The 24,413-nt window shown below is 72.1% G+C and carries 21 protein-coding genes; 13 read left to right on the top strand and 8 right to left on the bottom strand.

Annotation, left to right across the window (positions count from 1 at the left end):
* Nucleotides 1–103: 103 nt before the first annotated feature.
* The 3 genes from dapC to FM119_RS05950 all read left to right on the top strand — a co-directional run bounded on the left by dapC (nucleotide 104) and on the right by FM119_RS05950 (nucleotide 3,440).
* Nucleotides 104–1,219 carry a succinyldiaminopimelate transaminase gene (gene dapC / locus FM119_RS05940; RefSeq protein ID WP_087136773.1) on the top strand — a complete coding sequence of 372 codons (1,116 nt, stop codon included), beginning with the start codon at nucleotides 104–106 and terminating at the stop codon, nucleotides 1,217–1,219.
* Nucleotides 1,220–1,430: 211 nt separating this feature from the next.
* Complete coding sequence (locus tag FM119_RS05945) at nucleotides 1,431–1,865, top strand: DoxX family protein (RefSeq protein ID WP_087136774.1); 435 nt, start codon at nucleotides 1,431–1,433, stop codon at nucleotides 1,863–1,865.
* A 270-nt stretch (nucleotides 1,866–2,135) separates the two neighbouring features.
* Nucleotides 2,136–3,440 (top strand): citrate synthase, encoded by a 1,305-nt coding sequence (locus FM119_RS05950; RefSeq protein ID WP_087136985.1) that lies wholly within the window; start codon nucleotides 2,136–2,138, stop codon nucleotides 3,438–3,440.
* 100 nt (nucleotides 3,441–3,540) lie between these two features.
* On the opposite strand, the gene dapD is transcribed toward FM119_RS05950, so the two are convergent.
* Nucleotides 3,541–4,503, bottom strand: coding sequence for a 2,3,4,5-tetrahydropyridine-2,6-dicarboxylate N-succinyltransferase (dapD, locus tag FM119_RS05955; RefSeq protein ID WP_087136775.1), 963 nt, complete (start codon nucleotides 4,501–4,503; stop codon nucleotides 3,541–3,543).
* Between the two features lie 58 nt (nucleotides 4,504–4,561).
* On the opposite strand from dapD, the gene dapE reads away from it, so the two are divergent.
* The 4 genes from dapE (at nucleotide 4,562) to FM119_RS05975 (ending at nucleotide 7,733) form a co-directional block, all read left to right on the top strand.
* The gene (gene dapE, locus FM119_RS05960; RefSeq protein WP_087136776.1) at nucleotides 4,562–5,671 is read left to right on the top strand and encodes a succinyl-diaminopimelate desuccinylase; all 1,110 of its coding nucleotides are present in this window, start codon (nucleotides 4,562–4,564) and stop codon (nucleotides 5,669–5,671) included.
* Nucleotides 5,672–5,699: 28 nt separating this feature from the next.
* Complete coding sequence (locus tag FM119_RS05965) at nucleotides 5,700–6,935, top strand: hypothetical protein (protein ID WP_245827313.1); 1,236 nt, start codon at nucleotides 5,700–5,702, stop codon at nucleotides 6,933–6,935.
* Nucleotides 6,936–7,059: 124 nt separating this feature from the next.
* Nucleotides 7,060–7,233: a DUF3117 domain-containing protein gene (locus FM119_RS05970; RefSeq protein WP_087136777.1), complete on the top strand. Its 174-nt coding sequence runs from the start codon at nucleotides 7,060–7,062 to the stop codon at nucleotides 7,231–7,233.
* A gap of 233 nt (nucleotides 7,234–7,466) precedes the next feature.
* Nucleotides 7,467–7,733 (top strand): GlsB/YeaQ/YmgE family stress response membrane protein, encoded by a 267-nt coding sequence (locus tag FM119_RS05975; protein ID WP_087136778.1) that lies wholly within the window; start codon nucleotides 7,467–7,469, stop codon nucleotides 7,731–7,733.
* Between the two features lie 213 nt (nucleotides 7,734–7,946).
* On the opposite strand, the gene FM119_RS05980 is transcribed toward FM119_RS05975, so the two are convergent.
* Entirely contained in the window at nucleotides 7,947–8,579 is a 633-nt protein-coding gene (locus tag FM119_RS05980; RefSeq protein ID WP_087136779.1) for an O-methyltransferase, read from the bottom strand.
* Nucleotides 8,580–8,659: 80 nt separating this feature from the next.
* Between FM119_RS05980 and FM119_RS05985 the strand changes: the two genes are divergently transcribed.
* Nucleotides 8,660–9,100 (top strand): twin-arginine translocase TatA/TatE family subunit, encoded by a 441-nt coding sequence (locus FM119_RS05985; RefSeq protein ID WP_087136780.1) that lies wholly within the window; start codon nucleotides 8,660–8,662, stop codon nucleotides 9,098–9,100.
* A 5-nt stretch (nucleotides 9,101–9,105) separates the two neighbouring features.
* Here the strand turns inward: FM119_RS05985 and FM119_RS05990 are convergent, their stop codons facing one another.
* Both FM119_RS05990 and FM119_RS05995 read right to left on the bottom strand, forming a co-directional pair.
* Entirely contained in the window at nucleotides 9,106–10,269 is a 1,164-nt protein-coding gene (locus FM119_RS05990) for an Mrp/NBP35 family ATP-binding protein (RefSeq protein ID WP_245827315.1), read from the bottom strand.
* Complete coding sequence (locus tag FM119_RS05995; protein ID WP_087136782.1) at nucleotides 10,266–11,537, bottom strand: magnesium transporter MgtE N-terminal domain-containing protein; 1,272 nt, start codon at nucleotides 11,535–11,537, stop codon at nucleotides 10,266–10,268. Before FM119_RS05995 ends, FM119_RS05990 begins: the two co-directional genes overlap by 4 nt.
* A 115-nt stretch (nucleotides 11,538–11,652) precedes the next feature.
* Between FM119_RS05995 and FM119_RS06000 the strand changes: the two genes are divergently transcribed.
* Nucleotides 11,653–12,168, top strand: coding sequence for a YflT domain-containing protein (locus tag FM119_RS06000; RefSeq protein ID WP_179205233.1), 516 nt, complete (start codon nucleotides 11,653–11,655; stop codon nucleotides 12,166–12,168).
* 66 nt (nucleotides 12,169–12,234) lie between these two features.
* Here FM119_RS06000 and FM119_RS06005 read toward each other — a convergent pair whose 3' ends face one another.
* Nucleotides 12,235–13,641, bottom strand: coding sequence for an aminopeptidase P family protein (locus tag FM119_RS06005; protein WP_087136783.1), 1,407 nt, complete (start codon nucleotides 13,639–13,641; stop codon nucleotides 12,235–12,237).
* Between the two features lie 94 nt (nucleotides 13,642–13,735).
* On the opposite strand from FM119_RS06005, the gene FM119_RS06010 reads away from it, so the two are divergent.
* Nucleotides 13,736–14,614: a PHP domain-containing protein gene (locus FM119_RS06010; RefSeq protein WP_087136784.1), complete on the top strand. Its 879-nt coding sequence runs from the start codon at nucleotides 13,736–13,738 to the stop codon at nucleotides 14,612–14,614.
* A gap of 207 nt (nucleotides 14,615–14,821) precedes the next feature.
* Here the strand turns inward: FM119_RS06010 and FM119_RS06015 are convergent, their stop codons facing one another.
* Nucleotides 14,822–16,303, bottom strand: coding sequence for a DEAD/DEAH box helicase (locus tag FM119_RS06015; protein ID WP_087136785.1), 1,482 nt, complete (start codon nucleotides 16,301–16,303; stop codon nucleotides 14,822–14,824).
* Between the two features lie 153 nt (nucleotides 16,304–16,456).
* Here FM119_RS06015 and FM119_RS06020 point away from each other — a divergent pair, with 153 nt between their 5' ends.
* Entirely contained in the window at nucleotides 16,457–17,296 is an 840-nt protein-coding gene (locus FM119_RS06020; protein ID WP_087136786.1) for a ferritin-like fold-containing protein, read from the top strand.
* Here FM119_RS06020 and FM119_RS06025 read toward each other — a convergent pair.
* Together FM119_RS06025 and FM119_RS06030 are read right to left on the bottom strand one after the other, a co-directional pair.
* Complete coding sequence (locus FM119_RS06025) at nucleotides 17,277–17,564, bottom strand: hypothetical protein (RefSeq protein WP_087136787.1); 288 nt, start codon at nucleotides 17,562–17,564, stop codon at nucleotides 17,277–17,279. The genes FM119_RS06020 and FM119_RS06025 overlap by 20 nt on opposite strands.
* 1 nt (nucleotide 17,565) lies before the next feature.
* A complete protein-coding gene (locus tag FM119_RS06030) occupies nucleotides 17,566–17,790 on the bottom strand; it encodes a DUF3107 domain-containing protein (protein WP_087136788.1) in 225 nt (74 codons plus the stop codon).
* A gap of 120 nt (nucleotides 17,791–17,910) precedes the next feature.
* Here FM119_RS06030 and FM119_RS06035 point away from each other — a divergent pair, with 120 nt between their 5' ends.
* Nucleotides 17,911–21,162 (top strand): UrvD/REP family ATP-dependent DNA helicase, encoded by a 3,252-nt coding sequence (locus tag FM119_RS06035; protein ID WP_087136789.1) that lies wholly within the window; start codon nucleotides 17,911–17,913, stop codon nucleotides 21,160–21,162.
* Nucleotides 21,159–24,398 (top strand): ATP-dependent DNA helicase, encoded by a 3,240-nt coding sequence (locus tag FM119_RS06040; RefSeq protein ID WP_179205235.1) that lies wholly within the window; start codon nucleotides 21,159–21,161, stop codon nucleotides 24,396–24,398. Before FM119_RS06035 ends, FM119_RS06040 begins: the two co-directional genes overlap by 4 nt.
* Nucleotides 24,399–24,413 lie beyond the last annotated feature (15 nt).

The following is a 24,413-nucleotide window of genomic DNA, read 5'->3' on the forward strand; positions in this document are numbered from 1 at the left end:
CTGCCACCCCAGACGGCACACTGACCCCCACCCGCTTCCCGCCGTTCGTCGGGAGGCCAACGCCGACGGTCGATGGCCGTCCCGAACCGTCCGGAGGATGTGCATGGCACTCGGAGCTCTCCCCGACTACCCCTGGGACACGATCGCGCCGTACCGCGCCCGGGCCGCCGCGCATCCCGGCGCGCTGATCGACCTCTCGATCGGCTCGCCGGTCGACCCGACCCCCGAGCTCATCCGGCGCGCCCTCGCCGAGGCGACGGACGCCCACGCCTACCCGAGCACGGTGGGCACTCCCGAGCTGCGGCGGGCGATCGTCGACTGGTTCGCCCGACGTCGCGGTGTGCCGGGGCTCTCCGTCGACGAGGTGCTGCCGACGATCGGGTCCAAGGAGCTCGTCGCGCTCCTGCCGTTCATGCTCGGGCTGGGGGAGGGCGACATCGTCGTGCACCCGGCGGCCGCCTACCCCAGCTACGCGATGGGGGCGGCGCTGTGCGGCGCGAGCGCCGTCGGCGTCGACGACCCGGCGGACTGGCCGGAGGGCACCCGCCTGGTGTGGATCAACTCGCCCGGCAACCCGGACGGTCGTGTGTGGAGCGTCGACGAGCTGTCGGTCGCCGTCCGCAGGGCGAGGGAGCTCGGGGCCGTCATCGTGGGCGACGAGTGCTACGCGGAGCTCGGCTGGGTCGAGCCGTGGACGGGGGAGGCAACGCCGAGCGTGCTGGACCCGCGGGTCGTGGGCGACTCGCGCACGGGCGTGCTCGCCGCCTACTCGCTGAGCAAGCAGTCCAACCTGGCGGGCTACCGCGCGGCGTTCGTGGCCGGCGACCCCGCCATCGTCGAGCGTCTGACGACGGTGCGCAAGCATGCGGGTCTCATGCTGCCGCAGCCCCTGCAGCACGCGATGACCGTCGCCCTCGGCGACGACGGGCATGTCGCCGAGCAGCGCGAGCGCTACCGTCGACGGCGCGAGGTGCTCGTTCCGGCGGTCGAGGCGGCCGGCTTCCGGATCGATCGCAGCGAGGCGGGGCTGTACCTGTGGGTGAGCGACGGCTCGGACTGCTGGGAGACCATGGGCTGGCTTGCCGACCACGGCATCCTCGCCGGGCCCGGCGTCTTCTACGGCGAGGCGGGCGCGCGGCATGCGCGGTTGTCGCTGACCGCGACCGACGAGCACATCGCGGCGGCCGCCGCGCGGCTGACGGAGTCGCCCCGGGACTGATCGGCCGGCCCCGAATCGGTCGCCCTCGACGGGCCGGTGCGATCGTCCGGTGCGGTCGTCGGGCGCTGATCGTCGGGCGCTGGTCGGCGTGGAAGCTGGGAATGTCCGCAGGGCTCGGGCCTCTGAACGGCCGTTCGGATGACGGCGGGCGTGGAGCGTGGTTAACCTCGAAGACCATCCCTCCCGACGACCCCGCAAGGAGCGCATCCGTATGTCTTCATCAGGCCACGCGACCTCACCCGGCCACGCGACCTCCGCAGGTCTCCTCCTGCTCCGTCTCGCCCTTGCCGGCGTCATGCTGGCCCACGGCCTGCAGAAGCTGTTCACCTGGGGCGTCCCGGGCACGCAGGAGTCCTTCGCGGCGATGGGTGTCCCGGCCGCGGAGACGGCGGCGATCGTGGTCATCGCGATCGAGACGGTCGGGGCGGTGCTGCTCGTCCTCGGCCTGGGCACCCGTGTCGTCGGTGTGCTCGCCGCGATCAACATGGCCGTCGCCGTCGTGCTGGTCCACCTCGCCGCCGGCTTCTTCGTCGCGGACGGCGGCTACGAGTTCGCCCTCCTGCTCGCCGTGCTCGGTGTCGTTGTGGCGCTCACGGGGCCGGGGCGCTACTCGCTCGACGCCGTCATCTCCGCACGTCGGCGCTGATCGGGTCCCCTCCCTCCCGGCGCGGCCGGACCGCGAGGGCGGCCCCGCCCGGACGACTGGCCGTGCGGCGGCGGTGGGCTCCACCGCCGCCGCCGGCGGCGAGGCGACTGTGGTCTCCGCCAGCGGGGGACGGCGATCCTTGGCGGGTTTCACGATGGGCCTGATCGGGGTCTAGGCTGTATCCGACGACTCAATGACGGTCACCTCCGTCAGGTCGCCGTCCGTCACAAGGAGAGTCGAGGAGGCGCCGTGGGCGACGCCGGGCAGAACATGCACCAGAAGACAGCCGGATCAACCGAGCCTCAGACGGCGCGACTGAGCTATCCAGGGGGAGAAGCCGAGTTCCCGATCGTGACGGCGGTCGACGGTGCCGACAGCATCGACATCTCGACGTTGACGAGGAAGACCGGCCTGACCGCGCTCGACTACGGCTTCGTCAACACCGCCGCGACCGCGTCGAAGGTCACCTACATCGACGGCGACGAGGGGATTCTGCGCTACCGCGGCTACCCCATCGAGCAGCTGGCGGAGAACTCCACCTTCCTCGAGGTCGCCTGGCTCCTCATCTACGGCGAGCTGCCGAGCGCGGACGAGCTGGCCGCCTTCGACGAGCGGATCCGCCGGCACACGCTGCTGCACGAGGACCTCAAGCACTTCTTCTCCGCCCTCCCGCACACGGCGCACCCGATGGCGGTGATCTCCTCGGCGCTCTCGGCGCTGTCGACCTACTACGAGAACGGCTCCTCGAGCAACGATCCCGAACAGGTCGAGCTGACGACGATCCGGCTGCTGGCCAAGCTGCCCGTCATCGCCGCCTACGCGCACAAGAAGTCGCTCGGCCAGGCCTTCCTGTACCCGGACAACCGGCTCGGCTTCGTCGACAACTTCCTCCGGCTCAACTTCGGCACCATGGCCGAGCCCTACGAGTCGAACCCCGTCCTCACCCGCGCGCTCGACCGGCTGCTGATCCTTCACGAGGACCACGAGCAGAACGCCTCGACCTCGACGGTGCGGCTGGTCGGCTCGACCAAGGCCAACCTGTACGCCTCCGTCTCGGCGGGGATCAACGCCCTCTCGGGTCCGCTGCACGGTGGCGCGAACGAAGCCGTCCTCCAGATGCTGGCGCAGATCCGTGACTCCGGCGAGAGCGTGCAGCGCTTCGTGGAGCGCGTCAAGAACAAGGAGGACGGGGTGAAGCTCATGGGCTTCGGGCACCGCGTCTACAAGAACTACGACCCGCGCGCCAAGCTGGTCAAGGACAGCGCCGACGAGGTGCTCAAGGACCTCGGCATCTCCGACCCGATGCTCGACCTCGCCAAGGAGCTCGAGCAGATCGCCCTCGAGGACGACTACTTCAAGGAGCGGCGCCTGTACCCCAACGTCGACTTCTACACCGGCGTCATCTACAAGGCGATGGGCTTCCCGACGCGGATGTTCACCGTCCTGTTCGCCATCGGACGGCTCCCCGGCTGGATCGCCCACTGGCGTGAGATGAACGCCGACCCGCAGACCAAGATCGGTCGCCCGCAGCAGCTCTACACGGGCTCGGCGGTCAGGGACTTCCCCCGCCGCTGACCGCTCGCACGCCGCGCCGGGGGCGGACGAGGCCCGGAACGAAAGCGAAACGGGCGGGGAGGGAGAGCATCGCTCTCCCTCCCCGCCCGTTCGGCATTGCCTAGGCGTGCAGCGCGGCGTTGAGCGTGATGCCGGTGCCGCTGCGGGGCAGCACCTCCACTGCACCGGTGAGCGAGTTGCGGCGGAACAGCAGGTTGGCGACGCCGGAGAGGTCGCGCGCCTTCGCCGTGCGGGCCTCGCCGCCGTCGATGATCGACACCTTGGTTCCCGCGGTCACGTACAGACCGGCCTCGACCACGGTGTCGTCGCCGATGGAGATCCCGATCCCGGCGTTCGCACCGAGCAGGGCCCTCGCACCGATCGTGACGCGCTCCGTGCCCCCGCCCGACAGCGTTCCCATGATCGACGCGCCCCCGCCGATGTCGCTGCCCTCGCCGACGACGACGCCCTGCGAGATGCGCCCCTCGACCATGGAGTTGCCGAGCGTCCCCGCGTTGAAGTTGACGAAGCCCTCGTGCATGACGGTGGTGCCGGGCGCCAGGTGCGCACCGAGTCGGACACGGGAGGCGTCGGCGATGCGCACCCGCTCGGGCGTGACGTAGTCGAGCAGCCGCGGGAACTTGTCGATGCCCGTCACCTGGATGCCGTGGCGCTGCAGGCTCGGCCGCAGCCGGGTCGTGTCGTCGGGGTGGACGGGGCCGGCGTTCGTCCACGCGACGATCGGCAGATGGCCGAAGATGCCGTCCAGGTTGATCGTGTTCGGCGCGACGAGCAGGTGTGAGAGCAGGTGGAGGCGCAGGTAGGCGTCGGAGGTGGAGGCCGGTGCCTCGTCGAGCGCGATCTCGACGGTGACGACGTCGACCGTCACGGCACGCCGCTCGTCGGCCGCCGCGAGCGCCTCGATCTCGGCGGGGGCGATCCAGCGGTCACGGCCCTCCGGGATCCGGCCGAGCACGGGCTCGGGGAACCAGGTGTCGAGGACGGTGCCGTCGGACGCGACGGTGGCCAGGCCGTAGCCCCACGCGTGCGTGGGCGTGCCGGAGGATGCGGTGGTGGTGGTCATGCCTCAAGGGTAGCCAGTGGCGGAGGGCCCGCGCGTGCCGCGGTCGTAGACTGTCGTCATGGCCGATCCTGCGTTCACCGCCCTCGACCCCCTCGCCGACTCCGTGGAGCTGACGCGAGCGCTGTGCGACATCCCCTCCGTGTCGGGCGACGAACGGACCGTCGCCGACGCGATCGAGGAGTTCCTGCGGGGCAGCGCCCACCTCGAGGTCGTCCGGCACGGGAACTCTGTCGTCGCCAGGACACGGCTGGGGCGTGAGCGGCGCGTGGTGATCGCCGGCCACATCGACACGGTCCCGATCAACGACAACGTGCCCAGCAGACTGATCCCTGCCGACGTCTCCGACGAGGGCATCGAGATGCTCTGGGGCCGCGGGACGGTCGACATGAAGGGCGGCGTCGCCGTGCAGCTTCGTCTCGCCCGCGACCTCGTGGACCCGAGCGCCGACATCACCTGGATCTGGTACGACAACGAGGAGGTGTCCGCCGAGCTCAACGGTCTCGGCGTGCTCGCCGCGGCGCACCCGGAGCTCGTCGTCGGCGACTTCGCGATCCTCGGTGAGCCGAGCAACTCGACCATCGAGGGAGGCTGCAACGGCAGCGTGCGGATCGAGGTGCGCACCTTCGGACGGCGCGCGCACTCCGCGCGGGCCTGGATGGGCGAGAACGCGATCCACGCGATCGCCCCGGTCCTGCAGCGCCTCGCCGAGTTCGAGCCCGCCACCGTCACCGTCGAGGGGCTGGACTACCGTGAGGGGCTCAACGCGGTCGGCATCTCGGGCGGGGTCGCCGGCAACGTCATCCCCGACGAGTGCATGGTGCACATCAACTACCGCTTCGCGCCGAACCGGTCCAGCGAGCAGGCGATCGCGTGGCTGCGCGAGTACTTCGACGGCTTCGACGTGACGGTCGTGGACCGTTCGGAGGGCGCGAGGCCCGGCCTCGACGCGGCGCTGGCACGCGAGTTCGTCGCTGCGGTCGGCACCGAGCCCGCCCCCAAGTACGGCTGGACCGATGTGGCCCGCTTCTCCGCGCTCGGCATCCCCGCCGTCAACTTCGGCCCCGGAGACCCGAGCCTGGCCCACGCCGACGATGAGCGCGTCTCGACCGCCCAGATCCGCGAGTGCGAGCGGAGCCTGCGTGCGTGGCTGAGCCACGACGATGGCTGAGCCGGTTCCGGCACCGACGCGTCGTCCCGTGAGCCCCGCCACCGGCGGCTCCGCCCGTCGCGGTCCGGTCTCGCGTGCCGTCGCGGCCGTCGCCCTGTGGCCGTGGTGGGTGCAGCTCGGCCTGATCTGGCTGGGCTCGCGCGTGCTGACCACGGTGATGCTGCTCGGATTCGCCCGCGACCAGGAGGTCAACCCCTGGACGGGGGCCTCCCCGTCGTACGCCGACTTCGCCGCGATGTGGGATTCGCGGTGGTACCAGATCGTCGCCGCCAGCGGGTACCCCTCGGAGCTGCCGATCACCGACGACGGCCACGTCGGCGAGAATGCCTGGGCGTTCATGCCGGTGTATCCGATGGTGGTCAGGGCGCTGACGGGTCTCACCGGGCTGGGCTGGGCCGCCGCGGCGGTGGTCGTCTCCGTGGCCTGCGCCACAGCTGCGGTGTTCGTGCTGTACCGCCTGCTCCGGCTCCGCCTCGACCACGGCACCGCCCTGGTGGGCGCCACACTGTTCTCGGTCGCCCCGGTGTCGCCCATCCTGCAGCTCGGCTACGCCGAATCGCTGCATGCGCTGCTGCTGGTCTGCTCGCTTCTCCTCGTCATGCGGCGGAATTACCTCGCCGCGGCGCCGCTCATCGTCGTCGCCTCGTTCACCCGTCCGACCGGTCTCGCGTTCTCGCTGTTCCTGCTCCTGCTGTGGATCGTACGGATGGTCAGGAGGGCGAGGGCCGGCTTCCCCGTCAGGGAACGGTGGACCCTGGCGGTCACGGCGGCGCTCAGCGGTGTCGCGGGACTGGCCTGGCCGGCGATCGCCTGGGCCGTCACGGGGTCCGTCACGGCCTACACGGACACGGAGTTGGCCTGGCGCAGCGTGTACATCGGCCACCAGCACCTGGTCCCCTTCGCCGCCTGGTTCCAGGGGCTGGACTGGTGGACGCAGCGCTGGGTCGGCGTTCCGCTGGGCTGGCTCGTGGTCCCGGCGCTGGTCGCGCTCGGCGTCTGGGGGCTCCGCTCGCGGGCCGGCGCCCGGATGGGCATCGAGGTCCGGCTCTGGCTGCTCAGCTACGGCGTGTACCTGCTCGCGGTGTTCTTCCCCCAGTCGTCGACCTTCCGGCTGCTGCTGCCGCTGTTCCCTGTCGTGGGGATGCTGGCCGTGCCCCGCTCCGCCGCCTATCGCACGGCGTTGATCGCCGCGTGCATCGTCCTGCAGTGGTGGTGGATCGATGCGTGCTGGCGCGTCGACGGCGCCGATTGGACGCCGCCGTGATCGACCCGACCCGTCGCTCGGGCGTCGGCGCCCCGACGCGGCGTCGCGCGTCATCTGGGCGTCTCGGCCGGGTCGCGGCCCGGTTTTCCGATACCATGGGAGGACAGCCAGAAAGGGGAGCCGCATGGCAGCGATGAAGCCAAGGACCGTCGACGGACCGATGGAGGCCGTGAAGGAGGGCCGGCTCATTATCGTTCGGGTCCCACTCGAGGGTGGGGGCCGTCTGGTCGTCTCCGTGAGTGACGACGAGGCGAAGGAATTGCACGAGGTACTCGGTGCGGTGGTCGCGGCGGGCTAGTCCGACCGCGATCCGGTGAACGGGCCGGACGGGAGATCATTCTCCCGTCCGGCCCGTCTCTCGTTGTCGGGGGAGCGCACCTCGACGGCGTGCCACGCCCGGGACGCCCGGGTACCCCGGATGTCGAGGGGGCACGGCATACTGGGAGAACCAGGCGGGGTGCCTGCGAAAACACCGCAGTGTCGCTTCGTCACCGTGTCCTGAGTTGGGGACCTTGCACGAGAGGAACGAACATGGGATTTTTTGCATTTCTGATCCTGGGGCTGATTGCCGGAGCGATCGCGAAGGCGATTCTGCCGGGTAAGCAGGGCGGCGGCATCATCGTCACCCTGATTCTCGGTGTCGTCGGCGCGATGCTCGGAGGCTGGATCGGCGGAATCGTGTTCAACGCAAACCTGAACGAGTTCTGGTCGTTGAGCACCTGGGCCCTCGCCATCGGCGGGGCGATCATCGTCCTGCTGATCTATGGGGCGATCACGGGGCGCAAGTCCACCAAGTGAGATGACGCAGCAGGAGGCGGGCGGGGACATGGTCCCCGCCCGCCTTCGTCGTCCTCGGGGCCGCGAGTGCCCTCGGGCGCCGTCCGCCCGCGGAACACGCAGCATCATTCTTGGCGCGTTGGCGCGTTGGCGCGTTGGCGCGTTGGCGCGTTGGTGGGCCCGGGCAGGGATGAGGCCGCTCCCGCGCCGACACGGCACGGCGCGACGCGCGACTCAGTCGGCGCGCGTGCTGATCTGCAGCAGACCGTCGCCCGCGGGGGAGAGCGCGCCGATGACCGCGTCCGATGCAGCGATCTCCTCCACCAGGACCCGGTACTGCACGGTGAGCTCATCCCGCTGGGCGGGGTCGGCGACGCGTCCGTGGCGCAGCACATGGGGGACGAGGACGAGGCCGCCCGGCCTGATCAGGCGCAGGCCGTGCTCGACGTACTCGATGACGTGCTCCGGGTCGGCGTCGACGAGGACGAGGTCGTAGGAGTCGTCGTTCATGCGGGGCAGCACCTCGAGGGCCCTGCCATTGATCAGTCGGGTCCTGCTCGCGGCGATGCCGGCCGAGACGAAGGTCTGCCTCGCCAGCTGGAGGTGCTCGGGCTCGTTGTCGATGCTCGTCAGCACTGAACGCTCGGACACCGCTGTGAGGTACAGCCCCGACACGCCCGTCCCCGTGCCGATCTCGACGACGCTCCTGGCCTGCCCGGCGGCCGCGAGGACGGAGATCTGCGCCCCGAGCGACGGCGACACCGCCTCGATGCCGAGCTCGAGCGCGTGCTGGCGCGCGTTCCGGTACACCTCCGACTCGTCGACGACGTCGTTGATGTAGCGCCAATTGGCGTCGTGTTCGCTCACCCAAGCTCCTCCGTGTGTCCCTCCAGATTAGTGGGGTGACGCGCAGACGCCGTGCGGCGCACGGCCTGTATCCTTGCGGGGTGGGCCTCACCTTCGACAAGCTGCTGATCATCGGCGTGATCGCCGCGTTCCTGATCGGCCCGGAGAAGCTCCCCGGTTACGCCGCCAAGCTCGCGGAGCTGGTCAAGTCGGTCAGACGGATGGCGCGCGGCGCGCAGGACCGGATGAAGGACGAGATGGGTCCTGAGTTCACCGACATCAACTGGAAGCAGATGGACCCGCGCCAGTACGATCCCCGCAGGATCATCAGGGATGCGCTGCTCGAGGAGGACGGTGCCACCCCGGCGCGCGAGCCCGCGGCGGGTGCGAACGGCATCGGGTCCAGCGGTGCGGCGGGGGCGGCGGCCGCGGTGGCCGGCAGCGCGGGCAGGGCGCTCGACGAGGACTACCTCGCCCGGGTGCGACGGCGACGCGCGGGCCAGGCGACGGGGCCCGTGCCGTTCGACGACGAAGCCAGCTGAGCAGATCAGCGCGGCGACAGACCGAGCGATCGCCCGCTCAGACCGCGTCCCCGCCTCGAGAGGCGCTCGGCGATCGCCCTGAGCGCGCGCGCAGCGGGATCGGCGGGGGCGCCCAGCACGACGGGGGAGCCGGTGTCGCCGCCCTCGCGAAGTACGGAGCTGAGCGGAACGCTGCCGAGCAGCGCGACCGGCTCGGTGCCGGGCGATGCGCTGCTCAGCCTCTCGGCGACCCGCGCACCGCCGCCGGAACCGAACAGCTCGAGGGTGCTGCCGTCGGCGAGGACCACGGGGGACATCGTCTCGACCACGCCGACGACCGTCTGGCCGCTCTGCCTGGCCACGGTCCCGCTGCGCACCGCGACGTCGGAGGCGGCGTGCTGCGGCGTGGTCACGACGACGACCTCGGCGTTGGGCAGCAGCTGACCGAGCGAGATGGCGACATCGCCCGTGCCCGGCGGCAGGTCGATGAGCAGGACGTCGAGGTCGCCGAAGTGCACGTCGCCCAAGAACTGCTCGATCGTGCGGTGCAGCATCGGGCCGCGCCACGCCACGGCGGCGGCCGGGTCCTCGAGGAACATGCCGATCGAGATGACGGCGACGCCGTGAGCGCGTGGAGGCACGATCATGTCACCGACCCGGGTCGGCGGGGTCGCCCGTCCCGACGCGTCGACGAGGCCGAGCAGCCCGGGGATGGAGAAGCCGTGCACGTCGGCGTCCACCAGGCCGACGTTGAGGCCGTCAGAGGCGAGGGCCGCGGCGAGGTTGGCCGTCACGGTGGACTTCCCGACGCCGCCCTTGCCGCTGGTGACCGCGATCACGCGCGTCAGGCTTCCGGGGCCGAACGGCATCCGCCGTGTGGCCCCGCGCAGGCGCTCGGTCAGGGCGGTCCTCTGCTCCGGGGTCATCACGCCCACCTGGATGACGGCGTTGCCCTCACCGACGACCCCCTCGACGGCTGAGGTGACGGCGCGCTCGATCGTCGTCGCCGCGGGACAGCCCACGATGGTGAGCCGGATCTCGACGGTGACCGCGCCGTCCCGTGCCGTCACCTCGCCCACCATGCCCAGTTCGGGGAGCGGGCGGCGCAGCTCCGGGTCGATGACCGTGCCGAGCGCCGCCGTGACCCGCTCGACGAGCTCGGCGTCCGAGGGCTGCCGCGTGTCCGTCACGGGGCGGGGTTGCGCGGCGGACGGGACCCCGGCGCGGGTTCGGCGTTGCGCCAGTCCTCCGGCAGCAGGAAGTCGAGGACGTCGTCCACAGTGACCAGCCCGATCAGCCGTCCCACCGTGTCGACAACGGGGACGGAGACGAGGTTGTAGCTGGCCAGCACCCGCGCCACCTCCGCGGCGGGCGCCGTCGGCAGCACGGGGGCGACGTCGGTGACGACGAGGCTCGACAGCCGCTCGTGCGGTGCGTAGCGCAGCATCTGCTGGAAGTGCACGATGCCGAGGAAGCGGCCCGTCGGCGTCTCGTACGGCGGAAGCGTGACACAGACCGCCGCGCCCAGTGCGGGGGCGAGCTCCTGACGCCGGATGACGGCGAGACCCTCGGCGACGGTGGCGTCGCCGGAGAGGATGATCGGGTCGGTGGTCATCAGACCGCCGGCCGTGTCCGGCTCGTAGCTGAGCAGGATGCGCACGTCCTCGGCCTCGTCGGGCTCCATCAGGCCAAGCAGACGCTCGGTCCGGGTCTCGGGGAGCTGCCCGAGCAGGTCGGCGGCGTCGTCCGGCTGCATCCTGTTCATCACCTCGGCGGTCCGCTCGTCGCTCAGCCCGGCGACGACGCGCAGCTGGTCGGCCTCCTCCATCTCCTCGAGCGCGTCGGCGAGGCGCTCGTCCGGCAGCTGCGCCGCCGCCTCGCGCATGCGCCGCTCGGGCAGATCAAGCAACGCATGGGCGAGGTCGGCCGCGCGCAGGTCGCTGAAGGTCGCGACCAGCCGCTCGGCCGACTGCGCCTCCGACTGCCCGGAGCGCTCCCTGATCTCCGACCAGTCGGCGAAGCCGGTGCTGCCGCGGCCGAAGCGCGCGCCGCCCGTGCGGGGCCGGCGGACGAAATACTGCGAGACCTCCCACGCGCCCGGCGTGCTCGGCTCGATCGCGATGTCCTCGATGACGCCCTCGCCGCTGCCGTCGACGAAGTCGACCTTGCGGCCGAGCAGCTCGGCGATCGCCCTGACCTCGCCGCCTCGCTGCTGGAACCGCCGCAGGTTGACCATGCCGGTGGTGATGACCTGGCCACCGGCGATGGAGATGATGCGGCCGATCGGGACGAACACCTGACGACGGCCGGGGATCTCGACGATGAGGCCGAGGACGCTCGGCGGCGCCGAACGGCGGTTGATCAGCAGGACGTCCCTGACCTTGCCGACGCGGTCGCCCGCCGGGTCGAAGACGTTGCATCCGACGAGACGGGCGAGGAAGACCTTGGGAGAGCTCACCCGTCCACGCTACAGCGCTTACCCGCTCCCCGCCTGGCGGGGCCGCGGGGCCGTGGCCCCGGGTCAGCCGCGACACCGGGGGTGCGATCGCGGCGCGGAGTGGGATGATGGGGGAGTGAGCACACCGCAGAACACCCGACGCCTTCGCGGCCTGGATGCCCAGCGTCTGCCCGAGGGCGAGACCGTTGCCAGCTTCGCCACCTACTCCGACGCCCTCCAGGCGGTCGACCGGCTGGCCAAGGCCGAGCTCCCCGTCGCAGGGCTGAGCATCGTCGGCGACGGGTTGAAGAGCGTCGAGCGGGTGACGGGGGCGCTGAGCTACGGCAAGGCCGCGGCCGGAGGTGCGCTGTCCGGCGCATGGCTGGGACTGTTCCTCGGGCTGATGCTCATCATCATCAACCCCGCGACCAACCTCGTCTACCTGGGCGCGGCCGTCGCGATCGGCGCCGCATTCGGCATCCTCTTCGCGCTGGTCAACTACTCGATCAGCCGTCGTCGGCGCGACTTCACCTCGACGATGCAGGTCGTCGCCAGCAGCTACGTGATCATCGCCGAACGTGGCGTCGGCGAGCAGGTGCGCCGTGCTCTCGCCGCCGACGCGGGCAACACGCTGGAGCGCCCCGCGCTCTGAACGTCCCCGGCCCCGGCATCTCGATGATGCCGGGGCCGAACGCTGTGCTCAGGACGGGCGTCGTCCTCAGCGGGACAGCCAGTCCTCGATCTCGGCGACGGTGCGGGGGATCGCTGCGGAGAGGTTCTCCGCCCCGGTCGCGGTCACGAGGATGTCGTCCTCGATGCGGACGCCGATGCCGCGGAGCTCCTCGGGGACCGTGAGGTCGTCCGGCTGGAAGTACAGCCCCGGCTCGATCGTGAAGACCATGCCCTCCTCGACGACGCCGTCGTAGTACATCTCCCGCCGGGCCTGGGCGCAGTCGTGGACGTCGAGCCCGAGGTGGTGGCTCGTCCCGTGCACCATGTACCTGCGGTGGTACTGCAGCTCCGGCAGGAGCGACTCCTCCGCGCTCACCGGCAGCAGCCCCCACTCCGCCGTGCGTGCGGCGATAATGCGCATCGCGGCCTCGTGCACCTCGTGGAAGCGGATGCCGGGCCGGACGATCGCCAGCGCCGCGTCCGCGGCCTCGAGGACCGCCTCGTACACGCGGCGCTGCACGTCGCTGAACCGCCCCGAGACGGGGAGCGTGCGGGTGATGTCCGCGGTGTAGAGGCTGTCGACCTCGACGCCCGCGTCGAGAAGGACGAGATCGCCGGCGTCGACCCGTCCGTCGTTGCGGGTCCAGTGCAGGATGCAGGCGTGGTCGCCGGCGGCGGCGATCGTGTCGTAGCCGGTCTGGTTGCCCTCCAGCCGGGCGCGGCTCGCGAAGGCGCCCTCGATGACGCGCTCGCCGCGCGCGCGGCCGATCGCGTCGTCGACCGTTGCGACGACGTCGCCGAACCCCGCCGCGGTCGCCGCGACGGCGGCACGGAGCTCGTCGATCTCGAAAGCGTCCTTGACCAGGCGCAGCTCGGAGGTGACGCGGGCGAGCGCTCCGTCGGCGTCGTCGAGCGTCACGTCGCCGCGCTCCGGGGTGAACTCGGCCAGCTCCCGCGTCTGCACGCCCAGCTCGGTCGCGACCTGCGCCAGGCTCGGCCGGGGACCGATCCAGAATTCGCCGACCGTGGCGTTGGCGTAGAACTCGGTGGAGTCCCTGCCCGCCGGGCCGCGGAAGTAGAGAACGTCGGAGCGTCCCCCGTCGCGGCTGTCGATCACGAGCACGGAGTCCGGCTCGCTGGCAGAGCCCCAGCCGGTGAGGTGGGCGAACGACGAGTGCGCCCGGAACGGGTAGTCGCAGTCGTTGTTGCGGGGCTTCAGTGCCCCGGCCTCGACGACGACGCGAACGCCGGGGAACGCCGCCGCCACCGCGTCACGGCGGGCGAGGGAGAACGCCGCGACGGGGTTCGCCTCGGCGGACACAGCCTCCCGGTCGGCCCAGCCGGAGCCGATGAACTCCTGGAAGGCGGTGGAGGAGGGGGTGGTGGAGCGGTTGCGGTTCTCCGCAGCGGTGTCGTCGCTCGTGCTGGTCTGGTCTCGTGTCGCCTCGGTCATGCCTCCATTGTCTCACCGTCGGGCCGCGCCGATGTCGCGGGAGGAGGGCGAGGCCGCGCACCGCCTCGGCCGGGCGCAGATCTAAGATGAGGGGATGCGCACAGGGTCACCGGCGGGCGTTCCCGCCGATCTGCACACCCACTCGGTGGTGTCCGACGGTACCGAGAGCCCCGATCGGCTCGTCGAGTCGGCGGCGGCGGCCGGTCTGGCGACCGTGGCGCTCACCGACCACGACTCCACCGCCGGCTGGGCGGAGGCGGCCGCCGCGGCGCAGCGCACCGGGCTGACGCTCATCCCCGGCATGGAGCTGAGCACCGCCGACGGTCCCGCGAGCGTCCATCTGCTCGCCTACCTGTTCGACCCGGCGGACCCCGACCTGGTCGCCGAGACCTCCCGTATCCGGGACGCCCGGCTGCACCGGGCGGAGACGATCGTGCACCGGCTGGGGAAGGACTACGCGCTCAGCTGGGAGGACGTCCTCGCCCAGACCACGCCGGGCGCGACGGTGGGGCGGCCGCACATCGCCGACGCGCTCGTCGCCCGCGGCTTCGTCCCCACGCGCAGCGACGCCTTCGCGAGCATCCTCCACCCGCGTGCGGGGTATTACATCCCCCACTACGCGCCCCCGATCGAGCAGGGCATCGAGCTCGTGCGGGCGGCGGGGGGCGTACCCGTCATCGCCCACCCCGCCACTCACGGACGTAGCAGGATGACGGACGAGCGGCGGCTGGGCGCGCTCGTCGACAGGGGCCTGGCCGGCGTCGAGGTCGATCACAGGGAGAACACCCCCTCCGGCAGGCTCCGGCTCATCGAGCTCGCCCAGCGGTTCGGGCTGATCATGACCGGGTCGAGCGACTACCACGGCGAGGGCAAGCCCAACCGGCTGGGCGAGAACACCACCTCGGCCGCGGCCCTCGCGGAGATCATCGTGCAGGGGACGGGGTCCTCGCCCGTGTTCCCCCCGCTTGGCTGATCAGCGCTGACCGCTGCTGGCCGGCGTTGACCGGTACGGACCGGCACTGTTCGGCGCGGCCCGCCGCGCGGCCGGCGCCCCGGCCGGCCAGAGGACAGGAACCGCGCGCCGCGCGCGAGTGCTCGTGGGCGGAAGCGACGACGAACGCCCGCCGACCGGCGGAACCGGACGGCGGGCGTCGTGACTGGGGGCGTAGTCCCCGATGGGTTAGGCCTGGGTCTGCTCGCCCTGCGTGCTCGTCCCGCCGACCTGGGTCTGCTCGCCCTGCTGGCCCCCGCGGCGCCGGGTGCGGCTGCGGCGACGGCGGGAGGAGGACGAGGACGAGCCGTGCGGCGCCTCGCCACCGTCCGTGGCCGCTGAGGAGGACCGGGCGCCGGTGGGGGCGTCGTTCCTCGCCGTCTCGGAGCCGGTCGTGCGGCCACCGGAGTGGTTCCGCGAGCGTGAGGCACCGTCCGACCCGCGCGAGCCCTGGCTGCGCGACCCGGTCCCCGCCGTCGCCGACCGGCTGGGGATCAGCCGGCCCTTCGTCCCCTCGGGGATGTTGAGGTCGGTGTACAGGTGCGGCGACGACGAGTAGGTCTCCGTCGGCTCCGGCTGTCCGAAGTCCAGCGCCTTGTTGATCAGGGCCCACTTGTGCAGGTCCTCCCAATCGACGAAGGTCACCGCGATGCCCGTCTTGCCGGCGCGGCCGGTGCGGCCGACACGGTGCAGGTAGGTCTTCTCGTCGTCGGGGATGGTGTGGTTGATCACGTGCGTGACGTCGTCGACGTCGATGCCGCGCGCGGCCACGTCCGTCGCGATGAGCACGTCCTTCTTGCCCGCCTTGAACGCCGCCATCGCGCGCTCGCGCTGCTCCTGGCCGAGGTCGCCGTGGACGGCCGCCGCGTTGAAGCCCCTGTCGCCGAGTTCCTCGACGAGGCGGGCGGCGGCGCGCTTGGTCCGGGTGAAGATGACCGTCTTGCCCCTGTCCTCGGCCTGGAGGATGCGGGAGATGACCTCGTCCTTGTCCAAGGAGTGGGCACGGTAGATGAGGTGGTTGATGTTCGCCTGCGTGAGCCCCTCGTCGGGGTCACTCGCCCTGATGTGCACGGGGCGCGTCATGAAGCGCCGCGCGAGCGTCACGATCGGGCCGGGCATGGTCGCCGAGAACAGCATGGTGTGCCGAACGGCCGGAACCTTGGCGAACAGCGTCTCGATGTCCGACAGGAAGCCCAGATCGAGCATCTTGTCCGCCTCGTCGAGCACCATCTCGGTGACGTGGCTGAGGTCGAGCAGGCGCTGACGCATGAGGTCGATGAGGCGCCCCGGCGTTCCGACGACGACCTGCGCACCGGCCTTCAGCTGCTCGATCTGACCCTCGTAGGCCTTGCCGCCGTAGATCGAGGCGATCGCCGTGGAGCGATTCGACGCCGCCAGCTCGATGTCCTCGGTCACCTGGACGGCGAGCTCGCGGGTCGGCACGACGATCAGCGCGACGACGCCGGGGGCCGGGTCGGCGCCGATCCGCTGGAGCAGCGGGATGCCGAAGCCGAAGGTCTTGCCTGTGCCGGTCTTGGCCTGGCCGATGATGTCCTGCCCGGTGAGGGCGAGGGGGATGGTCTGTTCCTGGATGGGGAAGGGCTCGATGATGCCCTTGTCTGCGAGCGCGTCGACGATGTCGGCGTCGACCCCGAGATCACGGAAAGTCACGGTGATGTACTGCCTGTCTGGAAAGAAGCGGCCTACGCCTTGCTTCGTTCCTCCGGCGTAGCACCCCGATCCGTCGCCGGGGCTGGCTGCAACACTAGCGCAGCACGCGGTGCATTCCCTGGAGGCGGGCCGGGGTGCACGTAGACTGACGCCGTGAAATCCTGGTTTCGGCGCGCCACGCGTCAGAGCACTCCCCGTCTCCCCGGCGTGAATACGCCGACGACACGGGTCGACGTCGCCGAGCTCGCGCCGGACACGGGCGCGTACCTCGGCCAGCTCGCCTACGCGCAGCTGGCGTTCTACCAGTTCGTCACCGAGACGGCCAGGCGGACGGAGCCTCTCCTCGACACCCAGATCATCTCGAGCGCCGCGGCGAGGGCGCTGCGCATCCACCAGGACATCTGCGCCGAGATCACGTCGCGCGGGGACGACCCCGTCGAGCAGATGGCGCCCTTCGTGGCCAGAACGGACGCGTTCCTTGACATCCTCAGGGGCAGCAGGGGGATCGAGGGAGTGCTCACGGCGTACATCGTCTTCGGCTTCCTCAACGACGTCTTCGTCGCCGTCGCCGAGGGCATGGGCACGGCGCCCGGCCGGCGCTATGCGGCCGCGATCACCTCGAACAGGGACGACGGTGAGCTCGCGGACGTGCTCATCCGCCGCATCGACGCCGAAGAGCGCAGGGCCCACATCCTGGCGCTGTGGGGGCGCAGGGTGCTGGGGGACACGATCTTGTTCGCGCACGCGATCGTCCGCGACCCCGGCGACGTCGCCGGGGGCGGGTCGAGCCGGTGTTCACCGAGATCATCGCGCGCCACTCCCGCCGGATGGACGTGCTCGGCCTCACCGCCTGAACGTCAGGGGGCTGCCGGCGCCGGTTCTCCGGTGCGGGCTCCGCGACCCGGTTGCCGCGCACGACGACGCGGGCGGGACGATCGCTCGTCCCGCCCGCGTCAGCGCCGTCGATGGTGCCCTAACCGGCGACGGTGCTGAGCAGCGCCGCGTACTCGCGTTCACGTCGACGCGAGAGGGCCAGGGCGATCCCCGCCGGGACCGCGACGGAGAGCACGAGTGCGATGATCCAGAGCAGCGGGTTGTCCCAGCGCAGCCCCGCCAGCTCGAGCACGGCCGCCGACAGCGTCGCCGCGGCCGTCCCCGTCGCGACCGTGACCGTGACGCCGTAGTTCTCCCTGAGCGGGAGCACGTACCGCACCGCCGCGCCGAGGACGGCGCCGATCACCGCGACGAAGAACAGCTCCATGTCAGGCGACGAAGCCGACGCGGCGCGACTCCTCGCCGCCGAGCTCGACGTAGGCGAGGGCGGCCGTGGGGACGAGGAAGCTGCGGCCCTTGACGTCGCTCAGGGTGAAGTAGGAGCTGCCCTCTCCCAGTGCACGGGCGACGGTCTCCTCGACGTCCTTCTTGGACTGCTGCGACTCGAAGGCCAGTTCGCGAGCGCTGTTGGTGATGCCGATCCGAATATCCACGGTGGGTGCCCTTCTGTTGACTACCCCAAGCCTAGGGGAGCGGCCTCGGCGCACGCGCACCCGGCCGCCTCGCCCTCAGCGAACAGCGGCGCTGTCGGCGCCGGCCGCTAGCGTGGGGACGTGGCCCAGATCCTCTTCTCCTCACCCTCGGCGGAGGCCGAGGCGCTTCCCGCGGCCGACGAGGCCCAGCGCAGGGTGCTCGCGCTCGCCGCGGGCGGCGGCTCCGTCGCCGTGCAGGGTGCCCCCGGCTCGGGCAAGACGGCGCTCGTGCTCATGCTGGCCCGTCAGCTGGTGACCGAGCAGGGCATCGCCCCCGACGACCTCGTCGTCATCGGCGCGAACCGCCGGTCGGCCACGCGGCTGCGCGACCGCGTGGCCCGGATCGTCGCCGTGCCCACCTCGGGCCCCCTGGCGCGCACCGTCGCCTCGTTCGCCCACCGTCTCGTCGCCCAGAACGCGGACGGGGCCGGGCGCGAGGCGCCCCGGCTTCTGACCGGGGCGGAGCAGGACGGGATCATCGCGGAGATCCTCGCGGGGCACGCGCTCGACGGCAGCGGACCGCAGTGGCCCGAGCCGCTCGACGCCGCCGTGCGCTCGCTCACCGGGTTCCGCACGGAGCTTCGCGAGCTCATGATGCGGGTGACGGAGGAGGGGCTGCGTCCCGACGACCTCCGCCGGCTCGCCGCCGTGCATCGCCGCCCCGAGTGGTCCGCCGCGGCCGAGCTGATCGAGGAGTACGAGGAGATCGTCGACAGCTATCCTGTGCGCTTCCTCGATTCGGCTGAGCTGGTGAGCGAGGCGACACGGACGGTCAGGGACGGCGAGGGTCCGCTGCCGCGCGTCGTCCTCGTCGACGATCTGCACGAGCAGGGGCCGGCATCCCTGCGCCTGCTCGCCGCGCTCGCGGGACGCGGCGTGCAGATCATCGCCACCGGCGACCCCGACGTGGCCGCGGCCACCTTCCGGGGCTCGGAGCCGGGCGCGATCGCCCGACTGAGCCAGGTGCTCGGCGTCAGGGCCACCGGTGTCGTCCTCGGGACCGTCTACCGGCACGGACCCGAGATCCGTGCCCTCGTGCGCGAGGCGAGCGAACGGGTGGGCGCCTCCGGCGGTGTCGCGCACCGCGCGGCCGAGTCGTCCCGTTCCGCGTCAGCCGAGGCGAAGCGGTCACCGCTGGAGCGGCTCATCGCCCCGACCACGGCGCGACTGCAGCGCTCGCTCGCCCGTGCGCTCAGGGAACGTCACGTCCGCGACGGAGTGCCCTGGTCCCGCATGGCCGTCGTCGTCCGTTCGGGCGCCCAGGTGGCATCGCTCGAGCGCGCACTGGCCCTGTCGGAGGTGCCGACGGCGGCGACCGCCGCGGTGTCGCCCGCCGAGCGCGCGCTGCCGGCCGAGCTTCTGCGCCTGGCGGCTGTCGCGCTCGGCAGGGAGAGCCTCAGCGGGGACGAGGCGAGCACCGTGCTCACCGGTCCACTCGGTGGCCTCGACCGGCTCGGGCTCCGTCGGCTGCGTCTCGCGCTCCGGCACGAGGAGCTCGCCGGAGGGGGGACACGGCTGGCCGACGAGCTGCTCCGCGACGCCATCGCGCACCCCGCCGGCTTCGACACGCTCGACCTCGCCCCGGCCCGCAGAGCCCGCCGCGTCGCCCGAGCGATCGCCGCGGCGACGGATCTCGCGGCGGAGGGGGCCAGCATCGAGGAGCTGCTCTGGCAGCTGTGGGAGTCGCTCGTCGACGCGGAGGCGCTGCGCACGCAGGCGCTGGGGACCGGTGTGCTCGCCGAGGACAGCAACAGGCAGCTCGACGGGGTGATGGCGCTGTTCACCTCCGCCCGCCGCTTCGTGGAGCGCGAGCCCGATGCGCCAGCGGGCGAGTTCATCGACGAGCAGCGCGGGGCCGTGATCGCCGAGGACACCCTGGCGCCCGCCGCCGCCGCCGAGTCGGTGTGGGTCGGACCGCCGAGCGCGCTCGTCGGAACGGAGTGGGACACGGTGGCCGTGCTGGGACTCCAGGACGGCGCCTGGCCGAACCCCCAGATCCGCGGCTCGCTGCTGGGCGCCCAGGACCTCAGCACGGTGACGTCCGGCCTGCCGTTGGCCGACATCGACCGCAGGGCCGAGGTGCTCTCCGACGAGCTGCGGCTGTTCGTGCTCGCCTGCTCCCGGGCGAGCGACCGCCTGCTGCTCGCCGCGGTCGAGGGCGAGGACGACCAGCCCTCTCCGTTCCTGCGGTTCCGGAGCATTCCGGCGGCGCGGCCGTCCACCTCCCGGTATCCGCTCAACCTGCGGACGATGACCGCGATGCTGCGCCGCGACCTCGTCGCCTCGATGGAACGGCACGCGGACGGCGGGGACGGCCGTGTCCATGGGGAGGACCTCGCCGAGGCGGGGGCAGGCGCCGACGGCGACGACCGCGTGAGCGCCGACGAGCTCTCCTCGGCGATCGCCCGGCTCGCGGACGCCGGTGTCCCCGGCGCCAGGCCCGAGGACTGGTACGGGGTCCGGCCGGAGAGCACCACGGCGCCGCTGGCCGAGCTGAACGACCCGGAGACGCGCGTGTCCGTCTCCCCGTCCCGGATCGAGACGTTCGAGGCCTCGCCGCTGATGTGGTTCGTCGACCGCGTCGCGCCGGAGCCGTCCCAGACCGCGAACGCCGTGGGCACCCTCGTGCACGCCGCGATGGAGGACGCCGCGCTGTCCGACGACCCCGAGGACCGTAGCGCCAGGGCCATGGGCGAGCACGTCGGCCGGCGCTGGGACGAGCTTCGCTTCGAGTCGGACTGGCTCGAGCAGCGCCAGCGGCGGCGCGTGTCCGCGATGCTCACCGGCGTCGCCGACTACCTCAGCGACAGGGACGCGGCCGGAACCGAGCTGATCGCGGCGGAGGGCGACTTCGCCCTCGACCTCGCGCCCGCACGGCTGAGAGGGCAGATCGACCGGGTGGAGCGCGACGCGGACGGCACCATCAGCATCGTCGACCTGAAGACAGGGCGGCGGGCGCCGACCGGGGCCGAGCTCGCCGGGCACGCGCAGTTGATCGCGTATCAGCTCGCCGCACGCAGCGGACAGGTGCCCGGCGTGCCGGAGGGGGCGGTCGCCGGAGGGGCCCTGCTGTTCGTCGGCGAGGGGCACGCGGTGCGCGGTCGCAGCTATCGGCTGCTGGTCCAGGCCCCCCTGTCGTCCGAGGATCTCGACGGCTTCATCGCCCGCGTCAGGGCGGCGGCGGAGGGGATGGCCGGATCCCGGTTCCGCGGCGCGCCGGACGCCGACGAGCGCAGCCTCGAGGCCCAGCGCCGCTACCGCATCCAGACCGTCCCCGCCGTCTCCGGCGGGCGAGAGCACGACGACGAGCAGAACAGGCAGGAGACGCCGTGACCGAACCCGAGGACCGTCGTCCCGGATACAGCGCGCTCGACATCGCCGACGCCCTCGGCCTGCCGTCGCCGACACCGCAGCAACGCCGGGTCATCGAGGCGCCACTCACCCCCGCCCTCGTCGTCGCCGGGGCGGGGAGCGGCAAGACCGAGACCATGGCGAACCGCATCGTCTGGCTGCTGGCCAACGGCCACGTGCGCGTGCCCGAGGTCCTCGGCCTCACCTTCACACGCAAGGCGGCGGGCGAGCTGCAGGAGCGGGTGATCCGGCGCGTCGAGCAGCTCGGTGCGCGCCTCGGCGGCGACGACGACGTCCTCGCCACCGCGACGATCTCCACCTACAACTCCTTCGCCAGCGGGCTCTACCGGGAGTACGCCCGGACCATCGGCAGAGAGCCCGATGCGACCGTCATCACCGAGGCGTCGGCCTGGCGCCTGGCGAGGGACGTCGTCGTCGCGGGCGACGACCCGCTGCTGGTCGAGCTCGACGCGGGCATCGACTCGATCACCGACGCCGTGCTCCGGCTGGCGCACCACCTCAGCGACAACGACGTGCTCGAGCGGGCGGACGATGTCGTCGCCTACGCCGAGCGGTTTGCAACCGTGGCCTCGCTGCCGATCGACAACCCGCGCAAACGCACTGACTACGCCTCGGTCGTGTCGGCGGCGAGGGACGTCGGGGCGCTCCCCATGCTCGTCCGCATGGCCGAGGAGTTCCACCGCCGCAAGCTCCGCAGGGGGCTGCTGGAGTTCAGCGACCAGATCGCCCTGGCACAGCGGATCGTGCGGCGCTTCCCGCGGGCGAGGGCCGAGTACCGGTCCCGCTACCGCGTCGTCATCCTCGACGAGTACCAGGACACCTCGGTCGTGCAGACCCGGCTCCTGTCGGAGCTGTTCCATGCGCACCCGGTCATGGCCGTCGGGGACCCCAACCAGTCCATCTACGGCTGGCGCGGTGCGAGCGCGAGCAACATCTCCCGGTTCCCCGGCGACTTCGGCGGGGACGCCGGGGCGAACGCCTTCGCGCTGTCCGTGAGCTGGCGCAACTCCTCCGACGTGCTCGACGTCGCCAACGCCATCGTCGACGGGCTTCCCGCGATCCCCGGAATCCCCGTCGAAGCTCTGGAGCCCTCGCCGCTCGCCGCGGCCGGCCGCATCGACATCGCCTACCCGGAGACCGTGCAGGAGGAGGCGGACGCCGTCGCCCGCTGGTTCGCGGGGGAGCTCGCGCGGCCCTCCGCCTCGGGGGGGCAACGGACGGCCGCGCTGCTGTGCCGCTCGGTGAAGCGCTCCCGTCTGTTCACGGAGGCGCTCGCGCGCGCAGGGGTGCCCACCCACGTCCTCGGCCTGACCGGGCTGCTCGAGCACCCTGCCGTCGTCGACGCGGTCGCCGCTCTGCGCGTCATGCACGACCCGACGGCCGGTGCCGACCTCGTGCGGCTGCTCACGGGTGCCCGCTGGCGGCTCGGGGTGGCGGACGTCGACGCCCTCGCCGCGACGGCCCGCTGGCTCGGCGGGCGGGACGCCGCCCAGCAGCCGCTGCCGGAGTCGTCGACACAGGCACTGCGCCGCTCGACGGCGAGCGATGACGGCAGCTCGCTCGTCGACGCCCTGGACGCGCTCCTCGTGCTGCCGGACGACCACGTCGCCGTCCGGGCGATCACGGCGGAGGGCAGGGAGCGCATGCGTGACCTCGCCCGCGTGCTCCAGGGGCTCCGTCGCCGCACCGGGTCCGAACTCGTCGACACGGTGACGAGCGTCATCGCCGAGCTGCGCCTCGACATCGAGGTCCTCGCCAACGCCGAGGACACCGCGGGCCAGGAGAGCCTCGACGCCTTCGTGGAGCTGGCCGACGGCTTCCGGCTCATCGCGGAACAGGCCACGCTCGGCCCCTTCCTCGCCTGGCTCGATGACGCGGAGCGGCGCGAACGGCTGAGCCCGGCCGGGGAGCCGGCTGAGCCGGGCACCGTCCAGGTGCTCACCATCCACGGCGCCAAGGGGCTGGAGTGGGACAGCGTCGCCGTCCCCCGCTTGGTGACGGACGAGCTGCCCTCGCCGTTGAGGAGCGCGAGAGGCTGGACGGCCCTCGGCGAGTTGCCCTACGACTTCGCGGGCGATCGCGAGGACCTGCCCGTACTGGACTGGGCGGACGCCGTCTCCCAGCGCGAGTTCGACGAGGCCATGCAGCGCTTCGGCGACGGCCTCGCCGAGCGCAACGGCCAGGAGCAGCGTCGGCTGGCGTACGTGGCCGTGACGAGGGCGCGCGACGCCCTGCTGCTCAGCGGCTCGTTCTGGTCCAGTCAGAAGACACCGCGGTCCCCGAGCCGGTACCTCGTCGAGGCGGCCGAGGCACTCGGTCGCGGGGGCGAGCTGCCCGCCGAGAGCTCATCCGCGAGCCACCCCGCACCGCTGGAGGGGCGGAGCGTGCTGTGGCCGACGGATCCGCTCGGGGGGAGGGGCACCGCGGTGCGCTCCGCCGCCCAGGCGGTGTCCGCGGCGCGCGGTTCCGGGGCGCGCAGCCGCTGGGACGAGGACATCGAGCTGCTGTTGGCCGAGCGCAGCCTTCGGCACGCGGGGGAGCAGCTCGTCCCCGTCCCCGAGCGCATCGCCGCGTCGCGGTTCAAGGACTTCGTCGCCGACACCGAGGCGACCGCCCGCGCGCTCCGCCGCCCGTTGCCGGAGAAGCCGTACCGGCAGACGCGGCTGGGAACGCTCTTCCACAGCTGGGTCGAGGAGCGCTCGACGGCACGGCCGGGGGGCATGTCCGACCTGCTCGACCTCGCCGAGATCGAGCGGGACGACGCCGAGGAGGCGACGGGGACGCTCGTTCCGATGGCTGAGGCGGACAGGCGGCGGCTGGAGGAGCTCCAGCGCACCTTCGAGCGCTCCGAGTGGGCGGAGCTGGCGCCGCTGCACGTGGAGCTCGAGATCAACGTCGTCTTCGACGGACGGGTCGTGATCTGCAAGCTCGACGCGGTCTACCGGCGGCAGGGACGCATCCAGATCGTCGACTGGAAGACCGGGGCGGTGCCGAAGGACGCGGAGCAGCTCCACGAGCGCCAGCTGCAGCTGGCGCTGTACCGCCTGGCCTACGCACGCTGGTCGGGGGAGGACGCCGACGACATCGACGCGGTGTTCTACTACGTCGCCGACGACGTGGTGATCCGGCCGGATCGGATCGACGGCGAGGAGGAGCTGCTCGTGCTCTGGCGAGGGATCGGGGCCGCGCGCGGCTGACGGCGACCCGCCGCG

Origin of the sequence: Mycetocola reblochoni REB411 (genome assembly GCF_900163835.1) — a bacterium.
Lineage (GTDB): Bacteria > Actinomycetota > Actinomycetes > Actinomycetales > Microbacteriaceae > Mycetocola_B > Mycetocola_B reblochoni.